At 67.0% G+C, this 12,897-nt stretch carries 12 protein-coding genes; 8 read left to right on the forward strand and 4 right to left on the reverse strand.

Translation table 11 applies throughout. From position 1 onward, the window contains the following. Positions 1–35 precede the first annotated feature (35 nt). Entirely contained in the window at positions 36–320 is a 285-nt protein-coding gene (locus tag EV278_RS01315; protein WP_132085897.1) for a helix-turn-helix transcriptional regulator, read from the reverse strand. Positions 321–390: 70 nt separating this feature from the next. Between EV278_RS01315 and ybaL the strand changes: the two genes are divergently transcribed. The 5 genes from ybaL (at position 391) to EV278_RS01335 (ending at position 5,409) form a co-directional block, all read left to right on the forward strand. Beyond that, positions 391–2,043, forward strand: coding sequence for a YbaL family putative K(+) efflux transporter (gene ybaL / locus EV278_RS01320; RefSeq protein WP_132085899.1), 1,653 nt, complete (start codon positions 391–393; stop codon positions 2,041–2,043). A 57-nt stretch (positions 2,044–2,100) separates the two neighbouring features. Continuing rightward, entirely contained in the window at positions 2,101–2,487 is a 387-nt protein-coding gene (locus tag EV278_RS01325; protein ID WP_243692034.1) for a hypothetical protein, read from the forward strand. Then, positions 2,457–2,645, forward strand: a complete 189-nt coding sequence (locus EV278_RS24200; RefSeq protein WP_243692035.1) for a dihydrofolate reductase family protein — start codon at positions 2,457–2,459, stop codon at positions 2,643–2,645. The genes EV278_RS01325 and EV278_RS24200 overlap by 31 nt, the downstream gene beginning before the upstream one ends. 69 nt (positions 2,646–2,714) lie before the next feature. Continuing rightward, positions 2,715–3,203, forward strand: coding sequence for a copper chaperone PCu(A)C (locus EV278_RS01330; RefSeq protein ID WP_132085901.1), 489 nt, complete (start codon positions 2,715–2,717; stop codon positions 3,201–3,203). Positions 3,204–3,282: 79 nt separating this feature from the next. Next, positions 3,283–5,409, forward strand: coding sequence for a M13 family metallopeptidase (locus tag EV278_RS01335; protein WP_132085903.1), 2,127 nt, complete (start codon positions 3,283–3,285; stop codon positions 5,407–5,409). Positions 5,410–5,979: 570 nt separating this feature from the next. Here the strand turns inward: EV278_RS01335 and hisG are convergent. The 3 genes from hisG to hisS are packed head-to-tail and all read right to left on the reverse strand — an operon-like array spanning position 5,980 to position 9,603. Continuing rightward, complete coding sequence (hisG, locus tag EV278_RS01340; RefSeq protein ID WP_132085905.1) at positions 5,980–6,945, reverse strand: ATP phosphoribosyltransferase; 966 nt, start codon at positions 6,943–6,945, stop codon at positions 5,980–5,982. Next, complete coding sequence (locus EV278_RS01345) at positions 6,942–8,093, reverse strand: ATP phosphoribosyltransferase regulatory subunit (protein ID WP_132085907.1); 1,152 nt, start codon at positions 8,091–8,093, stop codon at positions 6,942–6,944. The genes hisG and EV278_RS01345 overlap by 4 nt, the downstream gene beginning before the upstream one ends. Next, positions 8,083–9,603 (reverse strand): histidine--tRNA ligase, encoded by a 1,521-nt coding sequence (gene hisS, locus EV278_RS01350; protein WP_132085909.1) that lies wholly within the window; start codon positions 9,601–9,603, stop codon positions 8,083–8,085. The genes EV278_RS01345 and hisS overlap by 11 nt, the downstream gene beginning before the upstream one ends. Before the next feature lie 228 nt (positions 9,604–9,831). On the opposite strand from hisS, the gene EV278_RS01355 reads away from it, so the two are divergent. From EV278_RS01355 to EV278_RS01365, 3 genes are read left to right on the forward strand one after another with little or no spacing between them, the layout of a single operon-like run. Next, positions 9,832–10,401, forward strand: coding sequence for a hypothetical protein (locus EV278_RS01355; RefSeq protein ID WP_132085911.1), 570 nt, complete (start codon positions 9,832–9,834; stop codon positions 10,399–10,401). Continuing rightward, positions 10,401–11,696 (forward strand): XRE family transcriptional regulator, encoded by a 1,296-nt coding sequence (locus EV278_RS01360; protein WP_132085913.1) that lies wholly within the window; start codon positions 10,401–10,403, stop codon positions 11,694–11,696. The genes EV278_RS01355 and EV278_RS01360 overlap by 1 nt, the downstream gene beginning before the upstream one ends. Before the next feature lie 8 nt (positions 11,697–11,704). After that, positions 11,705–12,850, forward strand: coding sequence for a beta family protein (locus EV278_RS01365; protein WP_243692047.1), 1,146 nt, complete (start codon positions 11,705–11,707; stop codon positions 12,848–12,850). The last annotated feature ends 47 nt before the right edge of the window (positions 12,851–12,897 follow it).

A 12,897-nucleotide genomic window follows, 5' to 3' on the forward strand; every position in this document is an offset into this window, starting at 1 on the left:
TAATGGATCTCGCCTGCAATATTGCAAGGATGGCCTCATCCACCGGACGGCGCGGGTTGGCTGACCAGCTTCAGTCTCACGCCCGCCCCCGCCTCGGCCCCCTGGTCGTTTCCGGGCGGGATCAGCGCGACGCCGCCGGCCTCCAGCGCGTCGATCAGCAGGCGTTCGGTGCTATGGTGCAGGGCGTGGCGCTCGGTCTCGAAGTCCTTGACCGTGCTGCGCGACACGCCCGCCCGGTCGGCCAGCTCGCCCTGCGACCAGCTGAGCAGACCGCGCGCGCCCCGGCACTGGGCCGGCAGGAGAATTTTCGCGTGGGGCATCTGGCGCTCCGAAGATCCTCACCCATATTGGTTGACTACGCCCGAAAACGTTGACCGTCAAGGAGCGCCTTTGCACCATACCTCGCTGATCGCCACCATCGTCGCCGGCCTGGGCCTGGCCTTCGTGTTCGGGGCCGTCGCCAACCGCCTGAAGCTGCCCGTGCTGGTCGGCTACCTGGTGGCCGGCGTTGTCGTCGGCCCGTTCACCCCCGGCTACGTCGCCGACCAGGAGCTGGCCCCGCAGCTGGCCGAGATCGGGGTGATCCTGCTGATGTTCGGGGTGGGACTGCACTTCTCGGTCAAGGACCTGATGGCGGTGCGCAAGATCGCCATTCCCGGCGCCGTCGTGCAGATCCTGGCGGCCACGGCCCTGGGGATCGGCCTGGCCCGCCTGCTGGGCTGGACCCTGGGGGCGGGGATCGTGTTCGGCCTGGCCCTGTCGGTGGCCTCGACCGTGGTGCTGCTGCGCGCCCTGCAGGAGCGGCGGCTGATCGAGACCGACCGCGGCCGCATCGCCGTCGGCTGGCTGATCGTCGAGGACCTGGCCATGGTGCTGGCCCTGGTGCTGCTGCCGGCCGTCTCGGGGATGCTGGGCGGCGAGGCCCCGCCGCCCGGCCCCGGCGGCGTCGCGGGCGCCTTCGCCATCACCATCGGCAAGGTCGCGGCCTTCGTCGCCCTGATGCTGATCGTCGGCCGCCGGCTGATCCCGTGGATCCTGCACCGCATCGCCCACACCGGCTCGCGCGAGCTGTTCCGCCTGGCGGTGCTGGCCATCGCGCTCGGGGTGGCGTTCGGCTCGGCGGCGCTGTTCGGCGTGTCGTTCGCCCTGGGAGCCTTCTTCGCCGGCATGATCATGGCCGAGAGCGAGCTCAGCCAGCAGGCCGCCAACGAGACCCTGCCGCTGCGCGACGCCTTCGCGGTGCTGTTCTTCGTGTCGATCGGCATGCTGTTCAACTGGTCGGTGATCCTGCGCGAGCCCCTGGCCGTGCTGGCGACCCTGGCGATCATCGTGGTCGGCAAGTCGGTCGCCGCCTATCTGATCGTGCTGGCCTTCAAGCGCCCTACGAGCGTGGCCCTGACCATCTCGGCCAGCCTGGCCCAGATCGGCGAGTTCTCGTTCATCCTGGCCGGCCTGGGCGTGTCGCTGAAGCTGCTGCCCAAGGACGGCCAGGACCTGATCCTGGCCGGCGCCATCCTGTCGATCCTGCTCAACCCGCTGCTGTTCGCCCTGCTCGACAAGCTGGCGCCCAGGCTGGCGGGCCGAGCCGGCGAGCCGGGCGCCCCGGCGGCGGCGAACCGGCCGCACGGCGTGCTGGTCGGCTACGGCCGGGTCGGCAAGGCCGTGGCCGAGGGGCTGAAGGGCCGCATGCCGCTGGTGGTGATCGAGGACGAGGGCGAGCGGGCCGACGCCCTGCGCGCCGCCGGCTTCGAGGCGGTCCAAGGCAACGCGGTCAGACCCGAAGTGCTGCTGCGGGCCGGCCTGGCCGAGGCCACCCACCTGTTCGTCGCCGTGCCCAGCCCGTTCGAGGCCGCCCGGATCATCGAACAGGCCCGCGCCGCCAACGCCGGGGTCAAGATCGTCGCCCGGGCCTATACCGACCACGACGTCGACCTGCTGACGGGCATGGGCGCCGACCACGCCCTGATCGGCGAGCAGGAAATCGCCCGCGGCATGCTGGCCCTGGCCCCGAAGCGACCGCCGCCGGCGGCGTCGGTGCATTAGAGGGACCCTTCACCCTCCATGATTCCTCCACAAGGCCGCTGAGACAGGGAGACGACGATGGCCAGGCTCGTGTTCGGAATGATGCAATCGCTGGACGGCTATGTCGCCGGGCCGCCGGGCGGGCCGGAGCTGCCGCCCCCCGGTCCGGCGCTGCATCAGCACTTCAACGACCACGTCCGCGGCCTGGCCGGCTGCCTCTATGGCCGCCGCCTGTACGAGATGATGCGGTACTGGGATGAAGACCGGCCGGAATGGGATGCGGTCGCCCGCGACTACGCCGAGGCCTGGCGGGCCCGGCCGAAATGGGTGGTGTCGGGCTCGCTGACCTCGGTCGGCCCCAATGCGACCCTGGTTTCCCATGACGTCGAAGCCTTCGTCCGCCGGCTGAAGGCCGAGGTCGAGGGCACATCGACGTGGCGGGACCGGAGCTGGCGGGCAGCCTGACCGACCTTGGCCTGATCGACGAATATCACCTCTATCTGCGTCCGTTCGTGCTGGGCGGCGGCAAGCCCTACTTCGCCGGGGCGCGGCCGCCGCTGCGCCTGGTCGCCAGCGATCTGGTCCCGGAGGACGCCGTCAGACTGGCCTTCGTCCCGGCCTGAGGGCTGGCTGGCCGCGGGATCGACCATGACCGGCTGTGATCGCGCCGGGATCGGCTATAAGGACACGCCATGACCCGTCTTGCCCTCGCCGCCCTCGCCGCCGCCGTACTCCCGACCTTCGCCGCGCCCGCCCAGGCCGCCGACTACCGCGTCGGCGGGGTCGAGATCCGCCATCCCTGGACCCGACCGGCCAAGGCCGGCATGAACGGGGTCGGCTACCTGACCCTGGTCAATGTCGGGGCCAAGCCGGTCAAGCTGCTGATGGTCCAGAGCCCGGCCGCCCGGTCGGTGACCCTGCACCAGACCAGCCAGGCGGACGGCGTCGCCTCGATGCGGCCCGTCACCGACGGCCTGAAGATCGCGCCCGGGGCCAGCGTCGCCTTCGCGCCCGGCGGTTATCACCTGATGCTGATGGGCCTGACCCGCGCCCAGGCGCCGGGCGGCAAGGTTCCGCTGACCCTGGTGTTCGACGGCGGACGGCGGATCCGCATCGAACTGGCGGTGGAATCTGGCGCCGCGAACGCCGACCCGATGGCGGGCATGCACCACGACCACTGAACATGACAAAAAAGTAAGGGACGAAACGGCCCGGTTGATGGCCAAGTCGCGGTTCGGATTTTCAACGGATCGCGACTTCATGAAACGAATCTGGTTCGCCGCCGCCGCCATGGCCGCGCTGTCCCTCTCGGCCTTCGGGGCCAACGCCCGCGAAGACCACGACCACGCCTGCCTCAACGACGCCTGCACCCTGCAGTCGCTGTTCGTCGCCGCCGACACGCCGGCGGCCGGCCCGGCGACGCTGTCGCTGGAGTCGCCGCGCTACGGCGCCTGGGGCTTCGACCTCGCCGGCATGGACCGCTCGGCCAGGCCGGGCGACGACTTCTACAAGTTCGCCAACGGAACCTGGGACGCCAACACCGCCATCCCCAGCGACCGCACCCGCTACGGCAATTTCGACAAGCTGGCCGAGCTGTCGGAGGCCCGCACCAAGGCGATCATTACCGAGGCCGCCTCGGCCAAGTCGCCCGACGCCGACACGGTCAAGATCGGCGCCGCCTACAAGGCCTTCATGGACGAGGCCCTGGCCGAAAAGCTGGACGCCAAGCCGATCGCCCCCGAACTGGCCGAGATCCGCAAGGTCGGGACCAAGGACGACTTCACCGCCCTGATGGGCAAGAACCCCACCACCGGCTTCTCGGCGATCCTGGGCCTGGGCATCAGCCCCGACGCCAAGAACCCGACGCGCTACGCCGTCTACGCCGCGACCGGCGGCCTCAGCCTGCCCGACCGCGACTACTATCTCGACGCCAAGTTCGCCGAGAAAAAGACCGCCTACGAGGCCTATGTCGCCCGGATACTGACGATGATCGGCTGGGACAAGCCGGCCGAGAACGCCAAGGCGATCGTCGCCTTCGAGACCCAGCTGGCCGAGGCGTCGTGGACCCGCGCCGAGCGCCGCGATCGCGACAAGACCTACAATCCCATGACCCTGGCCGAGCTGCAGGCCCTGACCCCGGGCTTCGCCTGGAACCGCTACCTGGTGGGGACCGAGCTGCCGGCGATCGACCGCGTGGTGGTGACCACCAACACCGCCTTCCCCAAGTTCGCCAAGGTCTATGCCGACACCCCGCTGGGCACCCTGAAGGCCTGGCAGGCGTTCAAGGTGGCCGACGGCGCCGCGCCGCTGCTGTCCAAGCGCTTCGTCGACGCCAGCTTCGAGTTCCGCAACAAGACCCTGGCCGGCCAGCCCGAGCAGAAGCCGCGCTGGAAGCGCGCCGTCGCCTCGGTCAATGACCAGCTGGGCGAGGCGGTCGGCCGCGTCTATGTGGCCCGCTACTTCCCGCCGGAGTCCAAGGCCAAAATGATCGACCTGGTCGGCAACATCCGCGGCGTGCTGAAGGCGCGGCTGGAGACGCTGGACTGGATGTCGCCGCAGACCAAGGCCCAGGCCGAGGACAAGCTGGCCCAGTTCACCGTCAAGATCGGCTATCCCGACAAGTGGCGCGACTATTCCAAGCTGGTGATCAAGCCCGACGACGTCTACGGCAACGCCCTGCGCTCCGGCGCCTTCGAATGGCGCCACGACGTCGAGCGCCTGAACCAGCCGGTCGACAAGACCGAGTGGGGCATGACCCCGCAGACGGTCAACGCCTACTACAACTCGGTCAATAACGAGATCGTCTTCCCGGCCGCCATCCTGCAGGCCCCGTTCTTCCATCCGGACGCCGACCCGGCCGTCAACTACGGCGGCATCGGCGGGGTGATCGGCCATGAGATCAGCCACGGCTTCGACGACCAGGGCCGCAAGTCGGACGGCAAGGGCGTGCTGCGCGACTGGTGGACCGCCGAGGACGCCGCCAAGTTCAAGGCCCAGGCCGACAAGCTGGGCGCCCAGTACGGCGCGTTCGAGCCCCTGCCCGGGTCCAAGGTCAACGGCCAGCTGACCATGGGCGAGAACATCGGCGACATGGGCGGCCTGGCCTTCGCGCTTCAGGCCTATCACGCCTCGCTGGGCGGCAAGCCGGCCCCGGTGCTCGACGGCTTCACCGGCGACCAGCGGGTGTATCTGGGCTGGGCCCAGGTCTGGCGCTCGAAGATCCGCGACGACGCCCTGCGCCAGCAGGTGGTCAGCGACCCCCACTCGCCGGCCTATTACCGCGTCAACGGCACGATCCGGAACCAGGACGGCTGGTACAGCGCCTTCGACGTCAAGCCGGGCGACAAGCTGTACGTCGCGCCGGAGGAGCGGGTCAGGATCTGGTGACGACAGGAGCGCTTCGGAAAACCCTCTCCCAGCGGGAGAGGGCGGGGCCCGCCGCGTAGCGGTGGGAGGGAGAGGGATTACACCCTCGCCGTTTTCTCGCCGCGCCCTGCCGGCACGCCGACCGACGCCCGACGCCCTCACCCTCCCAACGCGTTGCGTTGGGCCCCTCCCTCTCCCCACGGGAGAGGGTCCTCGCGTTGAAGCTCCGAAACGCAAAAACGGCGGCCCGCCTCGCGGAGCCGCCGTTTTTATCGAAAGTGTCAAAACTTGAGAACTGGACCCGAAAAACACTAAACCCGTCGCGGGGGATAATCGCGACGGGTCCAGCTATTTCTCGATCACTCGATCTAGGTGGGCGTTTCCTCCCCGAAACGCCGAAGGAAGGGAGCTCTCTTTGGGCTCGTTTCTTCCTTGCAAGGGTTAGAAACGGCAAATCCGAGATGGTGTCAACGGCAACGATCGTGAATCCGCAAAGCCCAACGATATTTTTGACACAAAACCGTTAGATTGGACCCGCGGGTCAAACTTATCACCGATCTCTCAGCAAATTTTTGACAACTCAGTCAAAACTTACCGAAACAGCCTCTGGCGAAGCTTGTCCAGCACTACCGACCGCGACTCGAAAACATAGTCCGGCCGCGACACCGTCACCGGCTCGACCCCGGCCGCGCCCAGGGCGGCGGCGGCCTCGAACAGGTCGGCGGCGGCCAGCAGGGCGCCATTGGCCCGCCGGGCGCCCTGACCGACGAAGGGGGCCACGGCCGCCTGGCCCGCCGCGTCCTGCTCGGCCGGCCAGACCAGGGTGGCCAGCTTGCCGGCCCGACCCTTGGCCTCGACCACGGACAGAAGCCGCGCCAGCGAGCCCAACTGGCCCTCCGTCCACGGCGTGATCAGCGAGGCGGTCAGCTGGGCCTGGCTCCTGAGGATCACCCCGTCGGACAGGATCTTCAGCCCGTTGGCCGCCAGGGTCGCGCCGGTGGTGGTGATGTCGACCACCAGCTCGGCCGCCCCGGCCGCCGGAGCCCCCTCGGTGGCGCCGCTGCTCTCGACGATCCGGTAGTCGGCCACGCCGTGGCGGGCGAAGAAGGCCCGGGTCTGGGTGAGGTACTTGGTGGCCACCCGCAGGCGCCGTCCGGTCTTGGCCAGGTGAGCGTGGCCCACCTCGTCGACATCGGCCATGGTGTCGACGTCCAGCCAGCTCTTCGGGGCGGTGACCACCAGGTCGGCGCGGCCGAAGCCCAGGGCCCGCAGCAGCATGACCCGCGCGTCCATGTCCTCGCCGCGCTCGCGCAGCAGGTCCTCGCCGGTGACGCCCAGGTGCAGCTCGCCGCTGTCCAGCCCGGCGGCGATGTCGCCGGCCGACAGCAGCCGCACCGAGACGCCCGGCAGGCCCGACAGCTCGGCCGAATAGCCGCGCGCGCCGCCTGACATCTCCAGCCGGAAGCCGCACTCGGCCAGCCAGGCCTCGACCTGGTCCTTCAGCCGGCCCTTGGACGGGATGGCGAAGATCATCGGCGTGTCTTGTGGGGCGCTCATTCGCCGCCTCCCGCATGGGCTCGCGCCGGGCGCACCATGCAGCCCACGGCGCCGGTTGTCGCCGCCGCGCCCAGGCGGGCGGGCAGGCCGTCATAGCGTCCGCCGGCCGCCACCGGCCGCTCCTCGTCGAGAGCGGCGCTGCGCACCTCGAACAGGAAGCCATCGTAATAGCCGAAGGCCCGGCCGAAGGCGGCGGCCAGGACCATGCGGTCCTCGGGGACGCCGCGGGCCACGAGGCCGGCCAGGCGCCGCCGCCAGCCCTCGAGCGCCGCGTCCAGCGCCTCGCGTCGCGGTCCGCCCAGGGCGGCGATGGCGTCCAAGGCCGCGCCCGGACGGTCGCCGACCGCCAGGAAGGCCCGCACCGCGTCGGCCTCGCCGGCCGACAGCGTCCCGGCCCGGGCGGCCTGGGCGCGCTCGACCAGGCGGTGGGCGATCTCGGCCGGACGCCGGCCGCCGACCGGCTCGATGCCGGCCAGGGACCACAGCTCCTGCAGCACCGCCGCGGCCTCGGCCTCCGGCAGGCCGGCCAGCAGGGCGGCGATGCGGCTCTTTTCCGCGCTCGGCGCCTCGGCCCCGCCGCCGCCGTCCAGCTCGATCTTCAGCTGGCGCGGCTTGGCGAAGGCCCGCTTCAGCCGCGCGCCCAGCGGCGGGGCCAGGCCCAGGCTGTCGATGAAGGCCCCGAACAGGCTGACATCGCCCAGCAGCAGGCTCAGGTCGTCGCGACCGCCCGCCGCCGCGCTCGCCCAGGCCAGGGCGGCCATCTCGGCGTCGGCGGCCACGGAATCGCCGGTCTCGAAGGCCTCGATCCCGATCTGGCGGAACTCCTCGGCCCGGTCGCTGCCGCGCGGCGCGACGCGAAACGCCTTGCCGTCATAGAAGTAGCGGCCCGCCACGGCGCCGGCCGCCAGGTGCTGGCGAGCGATGGCGACGGTGAAGTCGGGGCGCAGGCAGGCCTCCTCGCCCGCGTCGCCGGAGACCACAAACAATCGCGAGCGCATGGCCTCGCCGGCCAGGTCCAGCAGCAGGCCCAGCGGCTGCAGCACCGGGGCGTCGGTCGGCGTCGCGCCGGCCGCCAGGAACGGGGCGCGGATGGCGTCCAGCGCTTCGGCCGGAATGGAACGTTCCAGTCTCACGACATCAACCCCCAAAGTCGCCCGAAGTGATCTTGCGCACCGCCGCGACCAGCTCGCCGCGCGGGATGGTCTGCTGGCCGGGACGCTCGGCCTTCCAGGCGGCGTTGTCGGCCACCCCGGCCGCCAGCTCGCGACCCAGGTCCAGGTCCTTGATGGTCACCGTGCCGGCCGCGATCTCGTCGCCGCCCAGCATGATCGCCGCCGGCGACAGCCGCCGGTCGGCGTATTTCATCTGCGGCCGCATGCCCGAGGTCCCCAGATAGACCTCGGCCGGGATGCCCGCCGCGCGCAGCTCGCCGGCCACGGCGAAATAGTCGCCCATGTGGGCCTGGTCGAAGGCGATGACCACCACCGGCCCCCGCGCCGCCCCGCCCGGCTCGCGGCCCGCCGCCCGCAGCGCCGCCGCCAGGCGCGAGACGCCGAACGAGAAGCCGGTGGCCGGCGTCGTCTGGCCGGTGAACCGCGCCACCAGGTCGTCATAGCGCCCGCCGCCGCCGATCGAGCCGAACGAGACCTTGTTCCCCTTGTCGTCCGTGGTCGACAGCAGGAGCTCGGCCTCGAACACCGCGCCGGTATAGTATTCCAGCCCCCGGACGATCGACGGCTCGAACAGCGCCTGGTCGTCGGCCACGCCCAGGCTGCGCAGCGCCGTGTCGATCTTGGCCAGCTCCTCCAGCCCCTCGTCGCCCTCGGCCGAGCCGCCGATCACCTCGGCGATCTTCGCCAGGGTCGCCGCGCGCCCTCCGGACCCGGCCTGGACGAAGTCCACCACCGAGTCGACCGCCTTGCCCACCAGGCCCGCGCCCTTGGTGAAGGCGCCGCTCTCGTCGAGGCGCCCCTCGCCCAGCAGCAGGCGCACGCCCTCGACGCCCAGGCGGTCCAGCTTGTCGACGGCCCGCAGCACGGCCAGCTTCTGGCCGCCGGTCTCGACCCCGGCCGCGGTCAGCAGGCCGTTCAGCAGCTTGCGGTTGTTGATCTTCAGCACCGCCGCGCCGCGCGGCAGGCCGGCCGCCTCCAGCCCCTCCACCGCCATGGCGATGATCTCGGCGTCGGCCTCCGGACGGGCCGAGCCGACGGTGTCGGCGTCGCACTGGATGAACTCGCGGAACCGTCCCGGCCCCGGCTTCTCGTTGCGCCACACCGGCCCGAAGGCGTAGCGGCGGAACGGCTTGGGCAGGGTCTCCCAGTTCTGCGCCGCGAACCGCGCCAGGGGCGCGGTCAGGTCGTAGCGCAGGGCCATCCACTGGCCATTCTTGCCTTCAGAATCTGGGTCGTCCTGCAGCGCGAACACCCCCTCGTTGGGACGGTCGCTGTCGGGCAGGAACTTGCCCAGGGCGTCGGCATATTCGAACGCGCCGGTGTCCAGCGCCTCGAAGCCGTAGCGCTCATAGACCGCCGACACCGCCTCCAGGATCGCCCGCTCGGCCCGCAGGTCGCGGGCCCGCTTGTCGGCGAACCCGCGCGGATTGCGGGCCTGCGGGCGGAAGGTCGTGGCTTCCGGGTCGTTGCTGGTCTGGTCAGTCATGCGCGCGTCGGGTCCTGGTCGTAGGTCTCGACGGATGGCGCTTTAGCTCAAAGCCCCATCCGCCTTGGGCGGGGCTCGGGCTGGGCGGTCGCTTAGAGCGAACGGACCCGGCCGATCCCGCGAGGCGAGGTCGGATGGTGGTGGCGGCCGTGATGGTGCGGCAGGCGGGTCATTGCGGGGCGGTGTTTAGCGGAAGGCGGGCGTGGGGGGAAGGGGTGAGCGAGTATCTTGAAGCGCCACCTACTCCTTCCAGACACAATCTATGGTGGCGTATATCCGGGCCAGCAAGCGGTACTTGCGCAATCCATCTCGACACAACAATATCGTTGTGTCATGATTCCACCATTCGTCGCCGTTCCAGGTGCGCCGCACCTAGTACTGCCGCCAGGAGTCCACTGGGCAACTCTCGCCGAGGCGGGAGAGCGTTTTGGCGTAGGCGATAGGAGAAATTGGTTGTTTGAAGGCGTGACGGCAGCTGCGGGCGCATTGGCGTCGGCCGGTTGTGGGTCTCTATATCTCGACGGTAGCTTTGTGACCTCGAAGATTGAACCAGATGATTTCGATGCTTGCTGGGACCCAAGGGGAGTAAACGCCCAAGCGCTTGATCCACTGCTGCTGGATTTCACCGCAGGCGGGCGGCGCAGGCAAAAGCGGGTATATCGAGGCGAGCTTTATATCAGCGGCGCACCGGTCGGCGGCGGACTGACCTTTCTTGAGTTCTTCATGGTCGAAAAGCACACAGGCGGATCGAAAGGGGTCATCGGCATAGACTTGTCCCGAACGGGGTCCACACACTGATGATCACAAATGAACGGCAATATCGGATCACCCGCGCCCAAGCCGAGAAATTCCAAGTCGCATTAGGCGAGAACAACGAACTTGAGCTGATCCGCTCGGGCGTAGACCCCATCATCGCGGCCGCCCATAAACGCGGCCTCCAAGAGCAACTTCGTGAGTTGGAGAGGCAGCTCTCGGATTACGACAGCCTTCGCAGCGGCCATCAATCTGAGCTGGTCGCTGATCACCTGTGGCAAATTGGCGAACGGCTGATCCAAGCCCGTGTGGCGTGCGGGCTTACTCAACGTGAGCTCGCTGATCGGCTCGGCGTGAAGGAGCAGCAGATTCAGCGCTACGAACAAGAGCGCTATCTAACAGCAAATCTGGAGCGCCTCTCTGCAATGGCAGAGGCACTCTCGCTCTCAATTCATGTAAGACTACAAGTTTCAGTGCAGTCTACTGGTTCACCGCTGCCAGACAATCATCGTGTAGACGCATCACGATTGCCAGTTCGCGAAATGAAAAAACGGGGCTGGCTTAATGAATTTTCCGACGAAGAAGGCGATGCTCGGAGGTCGGATAGTGATCTGGCCGCACTCTTCATTTCTCGACATCACGGCCTGAGAGGGCCGGCGGCGCTCCATCGCATGAACGTGCGCACCGGTTCGACTCTCGATAACCACGCCATGGTCGCTTGGAAGGCGCGCATCTTGCAGAAAGCTCGCCAATTTCTACAGGGCGCGCCAACTACATTCGAACCTTTGGACGCTAGCTTTGTTCGAGAACTTGTCGGACTTAGTCGTAGTTACGATGGTCCGGTTCGCGCGGTTCATGCACTTCGAGAAAGGGGTGTAGTCACTGTATTCGAGCCCCACCTGAAGGGCACCCATTTGGATGGAGCGGCGTTACTCCTAGACACCGCGACGCCCGTCATTGGACTGACCTTACGCTTTGACCGATTGGACAATTTTTGGTTCACCCTTCTTCATGAGCTTGGGCACGTTGTGCTTCATCGTGACAGTGGGCTGAAGGACGGTTTCTTCGACGACAATACCGTTACCTCCGAGTCCGTCGCGGAGGGCGAGGCCGATCATTTCGCTGAGAATGCGCTAATCCCGGACGAAGCGTGGAGAACCTCCTTCGTCAAATTCACAAAATCGTCCTCGGAGGTGCAACAATTTGCAAAGCGGTATAATGTTGGTGACTGCGTAGTGGCAGGCAGGATTCGCCGCGAACGTGGATACCACTTGTTCAAGGATTTGATTGGTTCTGGTTGTGTAAGAGAGTTGATTTCGGACGCAGGTTTAATGGAGTAAGGCCGTTGATGTCGCTACTTGGTAGGGTCGGTTATATTCCAATTCTGAAATCCAAGATGGGAGAGTGGCGAGCGCTCGGCAGCATACCTGCTCAGGACCAGGACTGCATACTTCCGCTAATGGTAGTTCCGCCTGCGGGTGACTTCGATCCGGAAGCCGGCCAAGCGCTTGAACCCGCCGAACATCTAAAGCGTTTCGGCGGTCGAGCGTTCGACTATTGGGGCCGACGCCCCTTCTTCGTTGACGCCTTCCATGTTGACGACGAAAGGCATGCTGGTGAATCCGGTATTCACCCGCTCACCTCCTTGCTCGGGCGCGCTGCCTTGGCGGGAGCTCGGGCTTACCCAGCCACATCGCTACGCCATACACCAGCCTATCAAACAGCCGTCGCGCAGTTCGTTTCAAAAAATCCGGGTGCACCAATTTGCGTGCGCCTGAACGCCGCCGAGCTCGAAGGTGATCGGTTAGCTGAAAGCCTCGACGACCTTCTAAGGTCAATTGATTGCACCGTGCAGCAAGCCACGATAGTAGTTGATCTCACCAGCCTCGAACTTACTGCTGATGAACACTTCGTCGATAACTTGCTCACTCGCCTAAATTATCTGCCCAACCTCCACGATTGGATGCAACTGGCGGTAACGCTAACAAGTTTTCCAGAAATTCCAAGGGTAGTTCCTGGAGAGCGTATTCGGCGAGATCGCACTGATTGGCAAATTTACCAGATGCTCTTGGCATGTGGAGAACGGCTTTTTCGCCGTCCAATTTTCAGCGACTGCGCACTGGAATTTCCAAATTACAAACCAGCCGGCCGGGCAACACCGAGAGCACGATTCAGATATTCTACGACTTCCGAGTATGTGATCGACTCAGGTACCACCACTAAAAAGCCCCACGGCTATCAAGCAATCTTCCCAGTCGCTCGAACGCTGGCAAGCTCGCCCGAATTCAGCGGTGAAACGTTTTCTCGAGGAGATGCCTTTATCGCGTCCCTAGCAGCGGGCAGAGCAGGGCCAGGTCAAGCTTGGCAATGGAGATGGGCCTCAACTGATCACCACCTCCATCTCATCGTAGATCAATTAAGACCCATACTTGGACTACCGACGAGGGCCACCCAACACGCCCCTCCCGAACCAGAGCAAGCTCTTCTGTTGTAGATTGGACATTCCAACCAACTTCAACGGCCCGGGCCGAGCGGTGGTCG

Source organism: Caulobacter sp. BK020, assembly GCF_004342605.1.
Classification (GTDB): Bacteria; Pseudomonadota; Alphaproteobacteria; order Caulobacterales; family Caulobacteraceae; genus Caulobacter.